Source organism: Paenibacillus sp. Dod16, assembly GCF_049893405.1.
In the GTDB taxonomy this organism is placed as follows: Bacteria; Bacillota; Bacilli; order Paenibacillales; family Paenibacillaceae; genus Paenibacillus_AQ.
The window spans coordinates 1-19,770 of sequence record NZ_JBNDYG010000081.1; the positions used below are offsets into that span (position 1 = coordinate 1).

General features: G+C 52.8%; 15 protein-coding genes. 4 read left to right on the plus strand and 11 right to left on the minus strand.

Features of this window, described 5'->3' with window-relative positions; genetic code table 11:
• Together ACPV3A_RS36245 and ACPV3A_RS36250 are read right to left on the minus strand one after the other, a co-directional pair.
• On the minus strand, positions 1-716 hold a 716-nt coding region (locus ACPV3A_RS36245), incomplete at its 3' end, for a winged helix DNA-binding domain-containing protein (RefSeq protein ID WP_426204719.1).
• 51 nt (positions 717-767) lie between these two features.
• Complete coding sequence (locus tag ACPV3A_RS36250) at positions 768-1,553, minus strand: ABC transporter ATP-binding protein (protein WP_426204721.1); 786 nt, start codon at positions 1,551-1,553, stop codon at positions 768-770.
• Positions 1,554-1,887: 334 nt separating this feature from the next.
• On the opposite strand from ACPV3A_RS36250, the gene ACPV3A_RS36255 reads away from it, so the two are divergent.
• The gene (locus tag ACPV3A_RS36255; protein WP_426204723.1) at positions 1,888-2,637 is read left to right on the plus strand and encodes an MBL fold metallo-hydrolase; all 750 of its coding nucleotides are present in this window, start codon (positions 1,888-1,890) and stop codon (positions 2,635-2,637) included.
• Here ACPV3A_RS36255 and ACPV3A_RS36260 read toward each other — a convergent pair.
• Positions 2,634-3,623: a hypothetical protein gene (locus ACPV3A_RS36260; protein ID WP_426204743.1), complete on the minus strand. Its 990-nt coding sequence runs from the start codon at positions 3,621-3,623 to the stop codon at positions 2,634-2,636. The genes ACPV3A_RS36255 and ACPV3A_RS36260 overlap by 4 nt on opposite strands.
• Before the next feature lie 93 nt (positions 3,624-3,716).
• Positions 3,717-7,055 (minus strand): DUF5107 domain-containing protein, encoded by a 3,339-nt coding sequence (locus ACPV3A_RS36265; protein WP_426204725.1) that lies wholly within the window; start codon positions 7,053-7,055, stop codon positions 3,717-3,719.
• A 168-nt stretch (positions 7,056-7,223) separates the two neighbouring features.
• On the opposite strand from ACPV3A_RS36265, the gene ACPV3A_RS36270 reads away from it, so the two are divergent.
• Positions 7,224-8,117, plus strand: a complete 894-nt coding sequence (locus ACPV3A_RS36270; RefSeq protein WP_426204727.1) for a helix-turn-helix domain-containing protein — start codon at positions 7,224-7,226, stop codon at positions 8,115-8,117.
• Positions 8,118-8,180: 63 nt separating this feature from the next.
• On the opposite strand, the gene ACPV3A_RS36275 is transcribed toward ACPV3A_RS36270, so the two are convergent.
• From ACPV3A_RS36275 to ACPV3A_RS36305, 7 genes are all read right to left on the minus strand, one after another.
• Positions 8,181-8,441 carry a 2TM domain-containing protein gene (locus ACPV3A_RS36275; protein ID WP_426204729.1) on the minus strand — a complete coding sequence of 87 codons (261 nt, stop codon included), beginning with the start codon at positions 8,439-8,441 and terminating at the stop codon, positions 8,181-8,183.
• Positions 8,416-9,222, minus strand: a complete 807-nt coding sequence (locus ACPV3A_RS36280; protein ID WP_426204731.1) for a MerR family transcriptional regulator — start codon at positions 9,220-9,222, stop codon at positions 8,416-8,418. Before ACPV3A_RS36280 ends, ACPV3A_RS36275 begins: the two co-directional genes overlap by 26 nt.
• Before the next feature lie 31 nt (positions 9,223-9,253).
• Positions 9,254-9,925 (minus strand): GAP family protein, encoded by a 672-nt coding sequence (locus ACPV3A_RS36285; RefSeq protein ID WP_426204733.1) that lies wholly within the window; start codon positions 9,923-9,925, stop codon positions 9,254-9,256.
• 133 nt (positions 9,926-10,058) lie between these two features.
• A complete protein-coding gene (locus ACPV3A_RS36290; RefSeq protein ID WP_426204734.1) occupies positions 10,059-12,170 on the minus strand; it encodes an alpha-galactosidase in 2,112 nt (703 codons plus the stop codon).
• A 100-nt stretch (positions 12,171-12,270) separates the two neighbouring features.
• The gene (locus ACPV3A_RS36295; RefSeq protein WP_426204736.1) at positions 12,271-13,884 is read right to left on the minus strand and encodes an ABC transporter substrate-binding protein; all 1,614 of its coding nucleotides are present in this window, start codon (positions 13,882-13,884) and stop codon (positions 12,271-12,273) included.
• A 122-nt stretch (positions 13,885-14,006) separates the two neighbouring features.
• Positions 14,007-15,842 (minus strand): cache domain-containing sensor histidine kinase, encoded by a 1,836-nt coding sequence (locus ACPV3A_RS36300; RefSeq protein WP_426204738.1) that lies wholly within the window; start codon positions 15,840-15,842, stop codon positions 14,007-14,009.
• Positions 15,820-17,361 carry a response regulator transcription factor gene (locus ACPV3A_RS36305; protein ID WP_426204740.1) on the minus strand — a complete coding sequence of 514 codons (1,542 nt, stop codon included), beginning with the start codon at positions 17,359-17,361 and terminating at the stop codon, positions 15,820-15,822. The genes ACPV3A_RS36300 and ACPV3A_RS36305 overlap by 23 nt, the downstream gene beginning before the upstream one ends.
• Positions 17,362-17,535: 174 nt before the next feature.
• Here ACPV3A_RS36305 and ACPV3A_RS36310 point away from each other — a divergent pair, with 174 nt between their 5' ends.
• Together ACPV3A_RS36310 and ACPV3A_RS36315 are read left to right on the plus strand one after the other, a co-directional pair.
• Entirely contained in the window at positions 17,536-18,513 is a 978-nt protein-coding gene (locus ACPV3A_RS36310) for an ABC transporter permease (protein ID WP_194543725.1), read from the plus strand.
• A gap of 19 nt (positions 18,514-18,532) precedes the next feature.
• Complete coding sequence (locus ACPV3A_RS36315) at positions 18,533-19,426, plus strand: carbohydrate ABC transporter permease (protein ID WP_096776841.1); 894 nt, start codon at positions 18,533-18,535, stop codon at positions 19,424-19,426.
• The last annotated feature ends 344 nt before the right edge of the window (positions 19,427-19,770 follow it).

Here is a 19,770-nt window from a genome sequence, read left to right on the forward strand (position 1 = left end):
CCCAACCCACCACGCAAAATCCTGAATCGTTGCGGGTCCGTGACCGGTAAAATAACCCCAACCCACCACGCAAAATCCTGAATCGTTGCGGGTCCGTGACCGGTAAAATAACGAAGCGCCAGCTCCGCCAGCGATTCTTCGAGCGTCAGCTCCCTTGAATTCGGGACCCACTCATCAAGCAGCACGAAACTCTGCTGTTTGCCTTCATGCGGACCAAAACAGATCATGCCTGTCCGTCCCAAATATCCAAGAATATAATAACCGCGGCCGTTCTTGGTGCTGATCCCCGCTTCCTCCAGCAGTTCCATCAGTCTGGGACGGGATACGGGTGTGCAACCACTCAGCGCGTCGCCAATTATGGTTCGGCATCGATGGAGCGTACCTTCATCAAGCTCAAGTTCGGCCTGCTTCTTCTTGTCATTCGTTTGAAAGCGCGATTCCGTCAGCTTCACCATCCACTTCGCGTCCTCGGACGGTACGAAGAATATCGTCCCTCGCATCGGCCAGGTCAACACGATTTTGCGATCGTTCAGGGCCTGCTCCACATCGGATACCTTGGCGGACTGCGTACGGAGACCGATTCCCCAGACCGCTTGGTGATAATCCTGGGCTTGCACAGCACCGAGATTTCTGACGGCTTCCTCCGGAGTTTCATGCTTCATGCCTGTTATCCCTTGATTGAACAGCCTTCGATTCGCTATGATTCGATTTGGCACAATGATCACTCTCCTAGGCCATGAATATCTCGCGAGCTTTTAATGCGTTCATTATAAGTCCGGAATGGACATCCAGGCCCGATCATTCTGCCAGCTCACCTCGACCGGCGTCTCAAAAAACGAGGTCAAATTGTCGCTGGTCAGCATGTCCCGGGAACGCCCCTTCCCGAACACGGTGCCCCGGCGGATGAGCAAGGAGTGCGAGAAGATCGGCAGTATTTCTTCGATATGATGCGTAACGAACAGCAGGGTCGGCGCATCGGGCTTGGAAGCCAGTGCCGTAATGCTGGACAGCAGCGCTTCCCTCGACAGAAAATCGAGTCCATTACAGGCCTCGTCCAGTATCAACAGCCTCGGCGAAGCCATAAGTGCCCGAGCGATCAGCAGCTTCTGTTTCTCTCCTTGCGAACAAGTTTCATATGTACGACCCAGCAGATGAATACAATTGAAATCCTTCATAAGCTGATCGGCCCGCTCCCGGTCTGCTTCATCCACCTTCTGATACAGGCCAATCGAAGCGTGTTTGCCACTGATCACGACATCCAATGTAGACTCACTCGGTCGGATTCTTTCCTGCAACGAGGAGCTGACCCAGCCTATCGACTTACGCAATTCTCTTAAATCCACCCTGCCAAAGAGATGCCCGAGCACCGAAACCGTACCGCTGGTTGGCCAGATGTATCCGTTAATCATATTCAAAATGGTTGTCTTTCCGGAGCCGTTCAGCCCAAGAACCGCCCAATGCTCTCCTTGCTGTACGGTCCAATCCACGCCTGTAAGAACGGTCTTCTGCTCCCGTTGCCAGGTTACGTTATTCAGTTCAATCGTCGTATTCATCACTGCTCCCTCTCCTTCTTCAATCTGCTGCGTCACTTCGTTTCTCTTTTCAAGGATTATACCAGCAATTACATATTCCTCAATAGCGAGATGAAATCCAGTCGTATGAGCAGACTACGACTTGGAATCACGCTATGCATCCGGGCCGGACATTTCATATATTAACGAGGATTCTGGCCTAGGAATTATATATTGACAAATAATTATTTTTGTGTTATGATATAATATTTTTCTATTTACATGTTTTTGCTGATTTGATAATCTACTTCTGCTCAGTCTTCTCTGGAAGTTGAAATCGGGAGAATAAATCCCCATATAGTGGAGGTATGTAACCATGTTAATCGATCAAGGCATTCATATGCTGAACATATCAGCGGCCATGATGGGACGAATCGAAACGATCCATCCGACATTCCTCTGGGATCATCAGAATCAGGTGCTTATCGATACCGGCTATCCCGGCCAGTTCCCGCTCATTCAGGAGCAGTTATCGCACATCGGGATTTCCGTTCAGGATGTAAGCAAAATTATTATAACACACCAGGATTTGGATCATATCGGCAGCTTACCGGCCATGATCCAGCATAGCAACTACGCCCCTGAAGTGTTCGCCAGCGAAATCGAAAAACCTTATATCGAAGGCGATACAAGGCTTGTCAAACTATCGCCCGAGGCCATTACACAAGCGCTGGCTTCGATGCCGGATAACGTGCCGCCGGAGTGGAGGAACGCGTTTAAACACACGCTGGAGAACCCTCCAACAGCACCAGTGAACCGCATGTTGCGCGACGGCGAGGGGCTGCCGTTTGGCGGCGGTATCATCGTGATCCATACGCCTGGCCACACCCCCGGCCATACCAGCTTATATCATATACCGAGCAAAACCCTGATTGCCGCAGATGCGCTGAACGTCAGAGAGGGACAACTAATCGGGCCGGATCCGGCAACCACTTTTGATTTCGCTTTAGCCCAGCTCTCCCTGCAGAAGCTCACTCACTATGATATCCGTAACGTGATCTGTTACCACGGCGGATTATTTACGGACAATCCCAATCAGCGCATTCGTGAATTGGCTTATGCTTAAGCATTTGTCGGTCCACGGTCGATCAAGAAGACTTCGCTTCTTCTTTGATCATCAATCCAGCTAATCTCAAGGTACCACGTATACGTACCACCGGCCGGCACTTCGGCTGCTGCCTGACGATGCATGGCATACGAGAGATCATCAAGCAGCCCCGTCGCAGGCTCCAGCGCAAGATGGTACTGTCCCTGATAACCGCCGTAGTTCGCCCATATCGCTAGATAAGGCACCTGCTCTTTAGGAAACATCATGCGGAGTCCTTCTCCCGCAACCGGATCGTAAATGGAGGCTGTCCCCTCCGGCAGCTCGCCAGCAAAATAAAACTTCTCCGCCGATGCTTCATGCCTGCTGGCCGTTCGATTCAATCGGATATGGGAGTTATCCACCCATAGCTGCGGCCATTTCCGAATATCACCGAATTCTCCCAATCGACCGTTCGCCGAGTACGATACGATGATCTCCCTCAGCTCGTTGGGAACGATAATCTCTGCGCCTTCATCGATTTGAAACAACGGATGCGCGGCCCACAGGAAAGAGAATGGGAACGGGCTCGGATTATGAACGGCATAATCGATCCGCAGGGTATCTTCACGGAGGAAGAAGTAGGTTTTGCGCAGCTGATAAGGAATTCGGATTCCCTGCACGCTGCAGTGAAGCCGTTCTTCCTCGCTGTGCGCCTTCCATGGAATGGACCAGACCTCGCCATGATCCGGAAGCTCCGTTCCTGCCCATGGATACGCGGGATACCGGCAGACATTGATTGTAGGAAACATTTCGTCCCAGCCGCTACCGTCCCGCTTTCCGAACGAGCTTGCATACCCGTTCGAGTCCAGCTTTCCAGCTGGCTGCACCAGCCACTCCCGGCCTGTTCTGCGATTGCGAAGCGAGATGACCCTGCTTCCGAGTTCAGGCACTACGGCCATCTCCATCACCTCCGTGCGCCCTGTCCAAACCTCATATCCATCCAGCATTCCTTTGCTCCAGATCATCATCGTCATCCTCCTCCGTTATATCAACGCATCACCCGGAATGCACAAATGCTCAAGGACTGTTCATAACGGCCCTTGAGCATGAAGTATTTCTTACATCAACGTCTTGCAAAGCGACAAATGCAGCGCAGCTCCTTGATGGTGAGACTCCAGCTGCAGCACCTCGCGGAACAGGGTTTCCGCGGACTGCCGGTCACCAAGTCCTAGATGCCCAAGCCCCATCATGTAGCGGCAATGAATTTCGTTTCTTCGGTTCAAATCTTCATCAAACACCAGGAAGTCCGGCAGCGATACGGCAAAATAATCAATGCTCTGAGTCTCGAATATATGCTTCTCCCCGTAATCGATCAGCTTGTTAAACCGACTGCGGGCTTCATTCTCCCGGCCCAGCCTTCGCAGCGCGGCCCCTTGATAAAATATCATGTGCGGCGGCTGATCGTTGTAATACATCGCGCTGGTCGGCTCATCCAGCCCCTCCGAAGCTTTCAGGAAGCACGCCTCCGCCTCTTCGGACAAGCTCAGTCCCTCGTATGCGCAGCCCAGGTAATAATCGATGTTATTCTCCTGCGTTCCCGTGAGCTTCCCTTCATTGATGTTGAGCGGATATTGCTTGGCGGCAAGGAGCTGCTCTACGGCTTCCTCGCAGCGACGATCCTGAAGCAGCTGCTTCGCTAGCTCCACACGGGCCAATACATACTGGGCCGGCACCTTTCCCTCGCCGCCTTCCCAAGGGTGAAAGTTGCGTTTCAAAATCAATGCCAGCGCCTCCTCATACCGATTCAGCGTATTGTGAAGCGTCAAATATTCCAGAAATAAATCGTCGCGCTGCTCAACCAGCTCCATGCGCTCTTCCATCGCTTTCAAGCGATCAGCCGGAGCATGACCGAGCTTTTTATACAATTGGTCCAGTTCGTAGAAGACCCTGGCGTCCGCCGGATTCAGCGAGAAGGCGGTTTGCAGGGATGCCACTGCTTTGTCGTGGTCCTGTCTCTTGTTATAGTAAGCGAGGGCCAAATTCCGATGCGGCGTAGCGAAGCTGTCATCCAAAGCGACCGAAGCTTCCCAGCTGCTTATGGCTTCCTCGTAGCGCTTCTTGTCATACAGCAAATTCCCTAAGTAGTACAACGCCTTTGCATCCTGCGGCTGAACGCTGAGCGCCTGCTTTAGCGTCACGTAGTCATGCAGGGAATTCGGGAAACAGTACGACGGATCGGCCTCCGAGGCCAATCGGTAGCAAGCGGATGCTTCTTCCGCCCGGTTCATTTTCAAGAGTGCACTGCCCTGGTAGTAATAAACCATCGGATAGACGGCAGATGCCGTAAGGCGTTCGATGCGCTGCAGCACATCCAAAGCGTCGCCATATTGGCCTGCATCCGCATAGTCCTGAGCTACGGCGATATAATTATGCGGATGATCGCGCAGGAGCTGGACAAGCGATTCGTAAGCATGCCGGCTCTTGTCCCCTTGCTTCAGTTCTTGATATACGGATGCCAGCTCGTTCATCGCGCCCGCATCCATGGGATCCAGCTTAAGCGTTTCCTCAAGCCATGATGCCGCATCTGTCAAGCGCCCCTGCCTTCTTAAAATGATGCTCTTGAGATGCCGCGCTTTATAATTACGGTACTGGGCAGCCAGGGACCGTTCGATCAGCTCGAACGCTTCCTCATATTCCTGCTTCTCGCAGGCAATCTGGGCTAAAGCCAGATATCCCGCCCCTTGCCAAGCCTCCGACCAGACCGATTTGTACAGATAAGCGTACGCTTCATCCAAACGGCCCTGCCACTTCAAGGCTTTGCCCAAATGATAGAACGGTTCGCTGTCATAGGGCCGGGCGTTGTGGCGGGTCAAGGTTTCGATGGCTTTTTTAAAATAAACCTCACTCTGCGTAAAGCACCCTCTGCGCAGCAGGAGCAAACCATAGGCCTTGTTCAGCCTTGCGTCTCCCGCATCGCGCCGAAGACCTTCCACATAATAGGCTTCCGGTTCATAGGTTGCGTGACGGTACTGCTCCAGATGCTGCCCTGCCAAGAACAGCGCTTCGGTATTCTTCAGGTCCTCCGGCTTGCCAATCGCCGTGGCCGGGTCCGGCGTTCGCTCCAAGGTACGCGGCTTGGGCTGGTAAGCGACCAGCTCTTTGCCGTCCGCAGCGAATACCGCGACCCGCACATCCTCCTCCCTCATACCTGGGGAGAGTTCGATTTCGGCCTGGAAGGTATCGGCCGGCGACAGCTTGACTTTTCGATCCAAGCAGGTGCTTCCCGCTCCGGTCACCAGAATGCGAGCCTCTTCGATAACCGAGGTTCCATAAGCATGTACAACGGCCTTGCGACCGTGGACTTCGAGATTCACGGCGGCGTCAATGGACGCATTCTTCACGAGCCCAATGTCTTTATAGGGCATGAAGTACTGCTTGAAGCTTTTCTCCTCATACGGCGCCAGCCAGGTGAAATCGGGCTGGTTATCGGTATACACGCCGGTCATGAGCTCGATGTACGGGCCGTCTTCGTCGGTCAGGTTGCGATCCCAGGCCTGGCCGAATTCGCCGTGCCCCCATGTCCACTGTTTTTTGCCGGGAGATATATGTTTATTGGCGACATGCAGAATCCCTGCTTTCAGGCCATGATCATATCCGCCCACGAAATCGTAATCCGAATGATAAGCCATATAGGATGTCGGAACGGGAATGTTGCGGTACATGGAAATATCGACGCCCGCCGAATAGTCCTGTTTATAGTACGTGCCGGTTGCGATCGGGAATTTGGACACGTCCCGCTTCCCATGGTCGAACACCGCATGAACATCCGGCGGAAATACGGATTGGGTATGATCGTTGACCGCTACGGCCGGATTCGCCCACCACAGAAAGGTCTGCGGCTCCGAGGTCCGATTGTACATTTGGGCGTGAACTTCAAGATACGCCTTGCCCGGATACAGCGTGAAGCCGGTAGACACCTTCGTGCCGTACATCCGGTCGATCTCGCCGACCCATACCGTCTTGCTGCCATCCGGGTGATCCGTTAAGCTCCACTCCACCTCGCCATAGGTGTTCGGACGGTGATGCTGCGGCCAGTTGAACTCGATTCCCCCGGATATCCATGGACCCGCAAGGCCAACCAAAGCCGGCTTGATCACTTGATTGTGGTATACAAAATCATAGTTGTTGGTTTTATCGATGGCCCGGTAGATGCGGCCGCCAATCTGCGGCATGATCTGAATCTGCACGTACTCATTTTCAAGGAAAATGATCCGGTAGGGCTTTAATACTTTCTCATCGTAAATTTTATCGATGACCGGCAGCGGATAGACACGCCCCGAGCTCCCCTGATACACCCGTTTCTCCAAAAACATCGGGTTCAGGTCCGGCTTCCCCACTTCATACGTGGGAATCTCCACGGTCTCTTCCCGTACGCTCACTTGCCGTTGTTTTGTCATGAGTCGTCATCCCTCCATTAGCATCCGCGTTGGCTGCGTTATGTCTCTATCTTATAAGCCGGCCTGCCGAAGAGCCATTGACGATATCATGTTGATGATGGATTATATTCTGATTTTATAACGCTCAATCCGGTTGACAACAATTCCGTTCCGATTCATAGTAAAGCTATGGATACCATACGAAAACCAGACGGATTCGAATCCCAGAAAATCGTTGTCCTCCCGGATCATATTATGAAAGAGGCTGCACGGCATCCGCTTGTGGAACCTCTGTACGTGACCGACATCGGGTACTTTCCGCGTGCGCTGCATCACTATCGGGAACGCCCGGAGGGCAGCGGTGCGTACATCTTGATCTACTGCGTGGAGGGGGAAGGCTGGTATCGATTGAACGGCGGCAAAACCCATTCTCTGCTCAAGGGGCAGGCGGTTGTCATCCCGCCGGATACGGCGCATGAATATGCATCATCGGAGTTTCATCCCTGGAGCATTTACTGGTGGCATATGAAGGGGACGCATGCAGGTTTATTGTTCGAGGGTTTTACCGACGCAGCCGAACCGGCCGTCGTTCCGGTTGACCAGTCAAGGAGCATCGTGGAGCTGTTTCAGGAAAGTTACGAGCTGCTGCAAAAAGGGTATACGCTGAACCATATCATCCATGTCTCGCAGCTCGCCGGCCACTTGGCGGCCGTGATCCGCCTCGCCCGGCTTCACCCGCAGCGGAGGCAACACCAGGATAACAAGCATGATATGGAGCAGACGCTTCGGTTCATGACCGAGCATCTGGAGGGGCATGTGAGCCTGAAGGAGCTGGCCGCCTACGCCAACCTGTCCATACCGCACTTCACCTTCCGGTTCAAGGAAGCGACGGGCTACTCCCCCATCGATTACTATCTGCGGCTCAAAATCCAGCGGGCCTGCCAGCATCTGGACCTGACCGGCCAGAGCGTCAAGGAGATCAGCCACCGTCTCGGCTTCCAGGATCCCTACTATTTCTCGCGGCTGTTCAAAAAAATCATGGGAAAATCCCCTTCCGAATACCGAGATACCCGGAAGGGGTAGCCCCCCTTATTGCTATATCATGATGGTCCTTTACGGCGGCCGCGCTTCAGCAACGTCGCTGCCCTATTCTTTGTTGGCGTCGCTTCCTCGGGAGAATACGTACACACCTTGGACGACGATAAAGATCAACCAGATCATTGTGACGAATATCCCCGACTCATCATGATAGAACCAGATCTTCCCCGTTAGGATGGACTCTTGGAGACCGGATAGGAACGGGGTGTCCATCCGCAGCCAGAAATTAACGATGATGTGAACAGCGATGAACAAGGCGAGATGCTGCTTGAAATCCTTACGATTACCCATTTCTTTTTCCAGATTCATGTTCCTTGTCACCTCCCAGGTTCGTAGAATGATCCATGATGCGATCGATATAGCGAACCACTTCTTCATCCATGCCATAGATCAGCGGCGATTCCTGACTGGCTGAGTCGATGAAGCGAAAATATTTGGACTGCAGTTCCTCATTGCCATGAAACCAGCTGGATATGCACACCTTCCATTGTTCGGCCAAATCCTCAACCAGAGGAGCGTCTTCATCGGCGCGCATGCTCTTGCGAGTCTTCTTGATAAGCTCCAAAGCCGTTAATATGCGCGGGTCCTCGCTTCCGATTAAGGGAAGCTCCCTAAGCGCGTCAATCTCCTCTTCGGTAAATACATCGACTGGAAACGTGGCCGGAATCTCGTGATCCACAAAATGCGGACTGTCGATTCTTTCGATGATGCTAAAAACATGCTCATCATTTCGCCGCCCCGACATTTCAATCGTTTGAAGCACACTTCTCAATATAAACTGCTTTCGCTTCAGATCATCAATCTTCTTCGAGGCCTGCTCGATCTGGGCTTGCAGTAACGGGATCCATGGGTCCACGGCAAGTTCCTCTGCCGGTGTTTGTTCATCGAATAACGCTTTGATTTGCTCCAGCGAATAGTCCATGGATTTCAAGGACAGGATCGTTTGGAGTTTGATGATGGCTCGATCATCGTAATAACGGTAGCCGTTTTCCCTTGAAATCGTCGGTTTCAAGAGTCCGATCTCATCATAATAATGCAGCGTTCTGCGGCTGATATTGACTTTATGAATCATTTCTCCAATAGAATACATTATGCCAGGGCTCCCTTATCTTCCATAGTTTTCATTCTCCATTAAAGAATACAACATCAGAAGCGTCGCTCATGAGATAGATTCCGGCGATGATAGCAATTACGGCAAGAGCTTCTTGAGTATACGGTTCGATTTTTCGATTGATTTTCAACAGGACTCCGTTAGCCTTGTCTCCCACTAGATATCGGAGCGTAAGCAGCAAGCACGGCGGTGCAATCATGACCACACAGTATGCAGCCAGCATAGGCATCCACTCATAAACCTCGAGTCCGCGCGATGTCATTAGCCCGATGGCAGACAGAAAGGGAAACATCGTCACAGCCTCGATCATGGATACCGTGATGCCTAATTTCATCATGGAAGGATACGTATCCTGCGGTCTGATTCGTTCAAGCTTATAGCTCCTTCCTTTCGGTTTGTTATCCAGCCTCACGCCAATCAACACGAGGATGATCCCGAGTAATAGCTGCATGTACGATATGACAGCATGCTCCTTCCAGCCAGACAGCCAAAATTGAAAAATCGCCCCTACCCCGTTCATAAGTGCTATGCCCAGCAAAACGTAAAAAACGGCCACGGTCAACAGATACACCATAATTCGAGCAGGACCGTAGGCGTTAGATAACAATAAAAAAATCGTCACGACGATCGATGCAAAGCTAAGGCTGTCCAGCAAGGCTAATCCCAGAATGGTAATCCACATATCGTTCCTCCCTTACGTCATGATGCGATCCTATATATTCATAACATTGACGTTAACGTGGAAGTCAACGGCAAAAAAACGCCGCATTGTCTATCAGACAACACGGCGTGCTTCGCTCCGGGTACATTATGATCTATTGTTGGATCTGAATCCGATACACCAAGCTGTCAAAATCCCCGCGCAGCGGCAGCTCGATTCCGATGTTCATGAGTGCCCTGCCGCTCCACGTTCCATCAAGTCCCTCAATGGCATACGACTGATCGGCTTGCAGTCCGGTCAGCCGCAGTCTCGGCAGCGGCTCGCCCAGCTTCTGGCTGTGCATGAACGCAAACAGCACGTTGTCGCTGCCGTCTTCGCTGCCGTACTGCACGGCCGTTACGCCTTTATGCCGAAGCGAGTTCAAGCGATACTGGCTGCCGAACTGAACCAGATGGCGAATGGATTTATACTGTGCGACAAATTCGGCCGATTCCGCAATCAGCTCATCGCTCCACTCATTCAGGTTGGAGCCGATGCCGAGCGTTCCCATCATGGCGCTGTGGAAGCGGTATTTCAGGGAGACCTGTCGGCGATTCATCCCTGTCGGCGACTCCGTTACCCAGCAGGTCATCATCCGCGGAGCATACGTGTACGAGAAGCCCTCCTGAATGCTGAGGCGGTCAAAGGCATCGGTGTTATCGCTCGGCCAGGATTGGTCGGCATACCGGAAGATGCCAAGATCGATGCGCGCTCCGCCACCGGCGCAGGTTTCAAACGCCACCTGCGGGAATTTGCGCCGCAGCTCTGCCCAGATCTCGTACAGGCTCTGAACGTGGCGAATCCATATTTCCTTCTGGCGGTGAAGCGGATGATCCTTCATGCCGGGTTCGGTTACGGTCCGGTTCATGTCCCATTTAATGAACTTGATGTCATGCTTCTCCAGCAGGTCCGTCATGAACTGCAGAATGTAGGCCTTAACCTCCGGCTTCGAAATGTTCAGCAGCAGCTGATTGCGAAGCTCCGAGCGCTCCCGCGTCTCGAAATGGTACACCCAATCCGGGTGTTCGCGGTACAGGTCGCTGTCCGGATTGACGGCCTCCGGCTCTACCCAGATACCGAAATCCATGCCGAGCTCATGCACCTTGTCAATCAGCTCGCCGAGACCGTTCGGGAACTTCTCCCGGTTTACGAACCAATCGCCAAGACCGGCGCGATCATGGTTGCGACCGCCGAACCACCCGTCGTCCACGACGAACAATTCCACGCCCAAACGCGCGGCTCTTTTGGCCAAAGCCATTTGATCCTTGGCATTGACATCGAAGTACGTCGCCTCCCAGGAGTTATACAGAACCGGTCTCGTCTGGCTGCCCGGCAGGACATCCGAATACTGATAGCGGTGCAGCCGCCGGCTCATCCCGCCAAAGCCGCCGCTGCTGTATCCCCCGACAAATCCGGGCGTATCGAAGGCTTCTCCCGCTCCCAGCACCCACTCGCTGTCGAAATCATTGATGCCTCCGGTCACCCGAACATGATCGAACACCGTCCGCTCGGCCGTAATCTTCCAGTTCCCGCTCCAGGCCAGCGCCCCGAACCAGACCTGCCCCGCCGACTCCGTGGCATGTCCGTCATCCATCGCAAACCACGGGTTGGCATGGCTGTCCGTAAAACCCCTGCGGGATTCCAGCACCTTCTTTCCTTCCGTGAGGAAGGTGCTGCGCAGCTGAAATTCGCCGGACCATTTCCCCGTCACGTGCATGAGGCGGTAATCCGCCAGATAGGGCATAACCCAGGCCGCGGATTGCGCGTTCTCGAGCACGATATCCGCCTCGCCGCGGTTGAAGATCCGGGCCGAACGTTCGATCAGATCGCACTCGGGAATCGCCCGGTAGGACAGCTCCACTTCAAGCGGGTACGCTTCGTCCTTCATGACGATGATCAGCGTCTCTCTGCCCTCCGTCTGCAGCGTACGGTGTCCGGCATAACGAACCGCCAAGTCGCGCACGCCATCCGGCATGCGGACCTTCAGGCTGGGCTCGCTGTATTTGACTCCGCCCCAGAAGCTGTATTCCTCCACCTCCGAATGGACTTCCGCATCAAACGAGCTGTGCGATCTCGGCCGCAGCAGCGGCGCCGCATCTTCGATCGCGACCGGCTCCCCCCAGTAGAGTTGCTGCAGATTGCCGCTGTCGTTGATGCCGAACAGATAGGAGCTGTTATCGGTTTGTATCGCAAACACGCGAAACTGTTCTTGGTATTGAATGGTCACAGAATATCATCCTTCCGATTCGTGTTGATATGGTTTTTGCCTGCGCAAGAAAAAAAGGAGAGCCAAAAGACGAAGCATCTTTTGACTCCCCTTGGCCAGATTATTTGCCCCACAGCTCTTGACGTTTGTTGAAGTTGTCCGTATAAATCTTCTCCAGCTTGGCCAGGCCAGCCGCCTCGATCTCGGCCATCATCTGGTTATAGGATTCCACCACTTGGTCCTCGGACGGCGACAGGGCCATCTTCAGGAAATATTTATTGATGGTGTCGTTCACCTTCGTTTCCATAATGGCTTCCGGCGTTCCGCCAGCCGGACCCAGATTGTCGTACGGCGCAGTATCAAACGACGTATCGGCCAGGTTCTTGATCGCCAGATCCGTGACCGGATCGGTCTGGTAACGGCCCATCAGGTCATACGGGGTTCCGTCCTCGCCGGGACCGTTCTTGATCATCCAGGTCCACTTGCGAATGCCCGTCGTACGGGAAGCTTCGTCCCAATTCTTCTTGAAGGCGTCCAGCACTTCTTGTCTTGGCACATGCTTGCCGTCCTTCATGTCCCAATGCTCGCCCTCTACTCCCCACATCAGCAGATACTGGCCTTCCTCGCTGGCAAGGAAATCCAGCAGCTTCATCGTCCGGACCGGATCCTTGTTGGACCGGCTGATGGCAACGCCGTCCCAGCCCAGGGAGCTCTTCGGTCCGTAAGTGGCCTCTTCCGGCTTCACGCCCGGGGCCAGCACTTTATATTGGTAGAACTGACGCTCTTCCTCTGTTGCCTTATCGGCTGCTTCGGTTTTGAGCAGCGCATTCGCATTTCCTACATTCCAGAGCGCTTCCGCCGTGGCAAATACGTTGCCGTTGCCGAGCTTCTGCTCGAACTGCTTGGTCTTCATCGTTGCCCATTCTTTATCGAGCAGGCCTTTGCGGTAAAGGGAATTCAGATATTTGACCATTTCGAGATAGCGCGGATCGCGGACGTCCTTCTTCAGCTCCCCGTTCGTTTCGTAATACGGCATCATGCCATACATGCCCTTGAAGCTGCCGGTCACCGCTCCGACATTCTCGCCGTTGAGCGTCATCGGAATGCTCTCTTTTCCGTCGATGGTTGGATATTTCTCCTTAAACTTGACGAGCAGCTGCTCGAACTCCTCCGCGGTGAACGCTTCGCCGTTGTTCACCTTATCGCCGACGCCCAGCTCCTTCATGATGTCCATGCGCATCATAAATCCGAATACCGGGTACTGCTCCAAGCCGTACCAGTTGGAGAAATAATAATTGTTGCCGTCCTCGCTTCGCGTTTTGGCGAGCGTGTCGCCGTACATTTTTTGGATATTCGGTCCGTGCTCTTCAATCAGGTCATTCAGCGGGATCACCGCGCCCGAGGTAATATACTTGTTCATGATATCGCTTCCACGACTCATCAAAATAACGTCCGGAAGATCACCGCTGGCCAGCATCAGATTCAGCTTCTCAACCGGATTGCCCGTAGGCTGCTGGATCTCGACGGTCACGCCTGTTTTTTCCGTAATCACTTTAGCGACCGGATTGGTAAAGGCATCCCCCGTGTTTTGGTCAAACCAGGTTAWCGTGATCGGCGCGCTGCTGTCCGCATTCGTACCGCTGTCTCCGCCCGATGCCGCCTTCTGGTTGCCGCCGCAAGCCGAAAGCGTTGTCATAACGAGCGCTGCTGCCAGCATCAATTTTAGTTTCTTCATTCCCTGAACCCCTTTCTAAGGTCGTCATATCCAAAAGCTCGAATATATCTATCATTGTAAAAATCGGGAGTTCATTGATCTATAACGCAATCTTACAATCCATGATGCAAAATGTCTTTCATTCAGGGTAATGCCTGCTGCGGGTCCCGTTCGTTTGCGGGATGCCTATCGGAGATTACAGGTATCCGAATGGTCACCGCGGTTCCGATGCCGAGCCGGCTGAAGATGCTGACGCCATATTCGTCCCCGTAGGTCAGCTTGATTCGGTCATCCACGTTTTTCACGCCGTATCCCGACAGATTATCCGATTTGTTCAGCGCGTGATCGAGCTGTTCGGGCTTCATCCCGATGCCGTCGTCGATGACCTGGAGCAAGATGTCGTCCCCCTCCTGCCGCAGCTTCACGTTAATGTTGATTCCCGATTCGTCCCCAATGGCATGATTGATGCAGTTCTCGATGAACGGCTGCAGAATCAGCTTGATTGTCGTGTTCCCGAACAGCTGCTCATCCAGGTCGTAATGCATATGAAGCTTGTCCCGGAAACGTATCTTCTGGATCGCGACATAATTCTTCACCAGATTGATTTCCTGCTCCAGCAGAATGATGCGCTTTCCTTTATTCAGCGACACCCTGTAATACTTGGCCAAATAATTGACCATCTGGTACACCTGCATAGCCCCTTCTTTAATTGCCAGAGAAGAGATGGAGGACAAGGTGTTGTACAGAAAATGGGGATTGATCTGGGCCTGGAGCGTATTCAGCTCCGACTCCTTCCTTGCGATCTCCTTCACGTATACGTCATGGATCAGGGATTGTATGGTCGAGGCCATCTTATTGAACGCAAAGGACACCTGGCCGATCTCGTCATGCCCCATCGGCTTAATCGACAGCCGGAAATCCCCGCGCTCCACCTTCCGGATCTGCTGCAGCAGCACCTCGATGCGCTTGGTCATGACTTTGGTCGTAAAATAGATCAGCAGGATGGCAATGCCAATCGCCAGCACGGAGAACCAGATGACGTTCTTGGTCGCCTGATTAGCATTGGCCAGCAGCTCGTCGTAGGGCACGGTGATGACCGTGGACCAGCCGTTGCTGAGCTTTTTATACGTGAAAAAACGCTCCTGGCCGTTAATCTTCATATCGAATGAGCCCGCATCCTGGGTCATCCGCTCCTGAATCGGAAACACGTCGAACAGCTGGTTCGATTGGAGGCTCTGATCCCCCGTGCTGATCACGCCGCCAAACTCGTCGATAATATAGACGCTTTTGTTGTCGTTCTCCATTTTGATCAGGGAGTAGAATTCGTTCGCATTAATGTCCATGGTCAAAATCCCGTACGGATGCTGCAGGCTGAAATAACTTAACGAACGGGCAATGGTGATATACGCATCATTGGCCTTGAAATTTCCGGAATGGAAGTACACCGTATTGCCGGCGGCATCCAGCACCTGCTCCTCCATCGCCCGGGGCAGCTCTTCTGTATATTTGACGTATTGGCCGTCGGAATAGAGGGTATGGTTCCCCGTATATATCGTGATGCCCAGAATGTTGGCATTCAGGGTCATCAGGGACGGCAGCGTCCGGTTGATATATTGGAAGGCATCCAGGTAATAGTACGCCTGCTCATAATCGGTAGACAGATAATTGCGGAGCTGCGCATCCATGTAGAGGATGTTCGACAGCTGATTGTAATACTCCAGCCGCTTCTCCACGTTGGTGTTAATCTGTGCCAGCGATCCGCCCAAGGCCGTATAGGTATGCTCCGTAATCGTACTGCGGGTCGAAGAATACGAATAATAGATCAGCAGCGAGAACGGAAGGATGATCACGATCAGAAAGATGAAAAAGAACTTGTGCCGGAGCCGCCAATTGGTGTATGCGCGCAAGTGCGCGAACGGGAAAGCCCCTGCCAGACGGCTCCATGGGCCGGATTGGCTAGATGTTTTTGCGGTATTCATTCGGCGTAACTCCTTGGCTTTTTAAGAATAAGGAAATGAAGTAGGATGTGCTCTCATAACCGACCCTTTGGGCGATGTCCTGCACTTTGAGCGAATCGTCGTGCAGCAGCTCCTTGGCTTTGTTCAGCCGGATTCTCGTTAGGTAATCATGGATCGTCATGCCGGTTTTCTCCTTAAAGATGGAACGCAGGTAGTTGGGAGACAGATATACCTGATCGGACAAGCTGTTGATCGTGATGGCCTGGTGATAGGTCTGGTCGATCGTCGTGCGCACCTGGTGCACCAGCCTTGCATTTTTGTCCATGAACCGGTGTTCCAGCGCCCGAATCGCATGCCCGGCAAAATCCATGATGATCGCTTCGATTTCAATAATGGTTCGGCACTGATAGATGGCATGGTAAAGCTCCGCCCGCTTGTGGCTCTCCGTGATCGGTTCGTGGATCCCCTCCAGCAGAGACTCCACCAGTCCGATGGCAAAGTCGCACACTTCGGTTTTTCGGATTCGAAGCATGACCAGCCGGTTGAAGTAATCCCGCAGCTTCTGCGCGGCCTGCTCGGACGCCAGCTGATGAATGTCCTCGAAATAGGCCGTCTCTTGGAAAGGAGGAATTTGCCCGCTCTCCAGCTGCCGCAACACGTCCTTGGCATAGATGACTCTCCCGTTCCCGACGTAAAACATCTCCTCCAGCATCTGCCGCGTCCCGCGGTATACATCCTGGATGCGGGACAGCTCTTCCGGCTCCTCGTTCACGGCCGCGGTCATCGTAAAGCCCAGCGTATTCTGCATCTGCTTCAGCAGATCCTCCCACGTAAAGCGGCTCAGATGGCTGGCGGCATCCATGAAGATGCCCAGCTCGCCTTCCCGGCAGATGACTAGATCCGCCTCCAACTTCTTGTCCGCAAGCCACTCCTCCATATGCGTCTGCAGGCGCGCCATGCCATCCTCGAGGGACAGCCCCGGCTGTGCAGCGTGCGGAGCATCGATGCCAAGCAGCGTAAGGGTATACGTTCTCGGCTCCGTATGGCGGGACAGCTTATGGTAGCTGGCAGCGAGGTTTCGGAATCGCTCCTCGTTCTGCTCGAATATCATCTCTCGTACAATATTGGATTTGGTCACGCGAATGGAGCGGTTCTTCATCCGCACTTCCTCGCAGCGCCGTTTGACTTTATCGATAACGCTTACAATTTCGCTCAGATCCAGCGGCTTCAATAAATAGCCGACGGCTCCCACGTTTAAGGCCGACTTCACATAATTGAATTCATCATGTCCCGTCAGGAAGACGAACTGAATCCAGTCGAATAACTCACTCACCCGTTTCGCCATATCAAGCCCGTTCATAACGGGCATCTGGACGTCCGTCAGTACGATATCGGGCTGAATCACCTCGATCTTCTCCAGGGCATCCCTGCCGTTCAGGGCTGTTCCGGCTACATATATCCCCATCTCTTCCCAACGAATATAATCTCGGATCATCTCAAGCTCCAGCTCTTCGTCATCAACGAGAAAAATGCTATACATGCTCATACCCCCTGTGTCGGCTTTATCCCTTAATATTATAGCGATTTCGTTTTTTTAACTATGGGAAATAGCGATGTAAGTCATTTTCAAGCATCGATCGTTACATTGTCATATCGACACTTATTTTTTCGGAGTCTTATAATTTGAGTTAACTTGAGATGCGAGGTGCCCCATATGAAACCTGCTACAACCTTACAGACGCGGAGTGACTTAAACTTAAGTCCTCATCGAAAAAGCCGCTGGGCCATGCTGAAGCAGCAGAAGTATCTATTCCTGATGATGCTGCCCGGACTGATCTGGGCCATTGTGTTTGCGTATACGCCCATGGTTGGTCTATACATGTCCTTCGTCAATTACCAGCCGACGCTCGGCGGCTTCTGGTCGACCCTGTTTACGAGCGAATTCGTCGGCCTGGAATGGTTCCGTTACTTCTTCAACAACGGCGATTTCTGGATCGTCATGCGAAATACGCTGGCCTCCACGCTGATCACGCTGCTCTTCTCCTTCCCGATGCCGATCCTGATCGCCATCGCGATTAATGAGATCAAGAGCGTGAAATTCAAAAAGACGGTGCAAACCGCCTCCTATCTTCCTTATTTCATATCCTGGGTGATCGCGGCCAACATCATCGTGACCCTGCTCTCCTCGGACGGCGCGATGAACGGCATATTGAAATTTCTACACATTACCGATGAAAGCGTTTTATTCCTGCAGAACGGCAAGTATTTCTGGTGGATCGTGGCGCTCGGCAATACGTGGAAGGATATGGGCTACAGCTCGATCATGTATTTGGCGGCCATCTCGTCCATCAACCAGGAGCTCTATGAAGCGGCCAAGGTGGACGGCGCCAACCGTTTTAAGCAGATCCGGTACATCACCCTGCCCCACCTGAAGCCAACGATTGTCATTTTGCTGATTCTGGCGCTTGGCGGCATCCTGAACGCGGGCTTCGACCAGCACTTCCTGCTCGGCAATGACCTGACGCGGGATTACTCCGACGTCCTGTCCACCTATTCGTTCCGCTATGGTATTCAGAACGGCATGTTCTCCTATGCGGCAGCCGTCGGCATGTTCAGCTCCGTGGTCGCGTTCATCATCGTGGTCATCGTCAACTATACGGCGAAGAAGCTGAACGGGCAGTCCCTATTCTAAACCATAAGGAGGTACATCCATGTTAAGCAAAAAAACCGTGCCCGAGCGTATCTTCGATGCCTCTTTATACCTGTTCCTGACCGGCATCTTTCTCGTGACCTTCTATCCGTTCTGGAACATCCTGGTCATCTCCTTGAATGATGCGACCGATACGATGCGGGGCAACCTGTACTTCTGGCCGCGCGTGCCAACCATCGAGAGCTACCTGACCATCTTCCGGAATCCGGAGATCTGGAGCGCCATCAAGATCACCGTGCTGCGGACCGTCGTCGGGACGGCGGCATCCATCTTCTTCATCACGCTGCTCGCCTATCCGCTCAGCAAGCGCAATCTGCTCGGGTGGAAATACTTCTCCTTCTTCTTTGTGTTCACGATGTATTTCGGCGGCGGGCTGATCCCGACGTATATGATCATTAAATCCCTGGGGCTGATCGACTCCTTCTGGGTCTACATCTTCCCTGGCTTAATCGGCGTGTTCCTGATGATTCTGGTGCGCACCTTCATGGAGCAGATCCCCGGCGAGATCGAGGAATCCTCCAAAATCGACGGCGCAAACGACCTGCAGACGTTCTTCCGCATCATCATGCCGCTGTGCGTGCCGGTGCTCGCCACGATCGGCCTGTTCCTGGCCATCGGCCACTGGAACTCCTGGTATGACTCCTATGTGTATACCTACAAGCCGGAGCTGAAGACCCTGCAGGCCGTCCTGGTCAAAATCCTCAACCAGTTCCAAACCGCCGGCATGATGTCCGATGCCCAGCAGCTGGCGCAGGGCTCCAAGCGGATCCCGGTCTCCAGCGAAAGCATTCGAATGGCGGTGACCATGGTCGCCACGCTGCCGATCATCATGGTGTATCCTTTTGTGCAAAGGTATTTTGTGAAGGGGATTATGATGGGGGCTATAAAGAGTTAGCAGTTTTGTTGGGAAGTGAAGAGAGCCCTTACCCGGGAGGGGTAAGGGCTTCTCATTATAGCCATATAATTTCGATCTCTATTAAAATATTTTCTCACATTTCATCAATGACAGGTCGTATGAATCATTCATAACATGAATAGGAAAGACATGCCAGATCTCTTGCTAAAGTTGTTTGCCAAAAGCATTTTCCGGCAAGAGAACTAATTCAATGGATTATGTGCCGATACAACTAGATTATAAAGTTAACATTAGAGTCTGTAAAATATATTGTGTAAACTCTCAAACCCATTAAAATGGAAGTAAGAGAAAGGTTGGGGAGAACACATGGGACTTTGGACAAA

Excerpts from the sequence above, each read along its gene's own strand:
- ACPV3A_RS36285 (WP_426204733.1), bottom strand. The coding sequence starts at position 9,925 with ATGTGGATTACCATTCTGGGATTAGCCTTGCTGGACAGCCTTAGCTTT.
- ACPV3A_RS36250 (WP_426204721.1), bottom strand. The coding sequence starts at position 1,553 with ATGAATACGACGATTGAACTGAATAACGTAACCTGGCAACGGGAGCAG.
- ACPV3A_RS36270 (WP_426204727.1), top strand. The coding sequence starts at position 7,224 with ATGGATACCATACGAAAACCAGACGGATTCGAATCCCAGAAAATCGTT.
- ACPV3A_RS36265 (WP_426204725.1), bottom strand. The coding sequence starts at position 7,055 with ATGACAAAACAACGGCAAGTGAGCGTACGGGAAGAGACCGTGGAGATT.
- ACPV3A_RS36255 (WP_426204723.1), top strand. The coding sequence starts at position 1,888 with ATGTTAATCGATCAAGGCATTCATATGCTGAACATATCAGCGGCCATG.
- ACPV3A_RS36280 (WP_426204731.1), bottom strand. The coding sequence starts at position 9,222 with ATGTATTCTATTGGAGAAATGATTCATAAAGTCAATATCAGCCGCAGA.
- ACPV3A_RS36275 (WP_426204729.1), bottom strand. The coding sequence starts at position 8,441 with ATGAATCTGGAAAAAGAAATGGGTAATCGTAAGGATTTCAAGCAGCAT.
- ACPV3A_RS36300 (WP_426204738.1), bottom strand. The coding sequence starts at position 15,842 with ATGAATACCGCAAAAACATCTAGCCAATCCGGCCCATGGAGCCGTCTG.
- ACPV3A_RS36305 (WP_426204740.1), bottom strand. The coding sequence starts at position 17,361 with ATGTATAGCATTTTTCTCGTTGATGACGAAGAGCTGGAGCTTGAGATG.
- ACPV3A_RS36315 (WP_096776841.1), top strand. The coding sequence starts at position 18,533 with ATGTTAAGCAAAAAAACCGTGCCCGAGCGTATCTTCGATGCCTCTTTA.
- ACPV3A_RS36260 (WP_426204743.1), bottom strand. The coding sequence starts at position 3,623 with ATGATCTGGAGCAAAGGAATGCTGGATGGATATGAGGTTTGGACAGGG.
- ACPV3A_RS36310 (WP_194543725.1), top strand. The coding sequence starts at position 17,536 with ATGAAACCTGCTACAACCTTACAGACGCGGAGTGACTTAAACTTAAGT.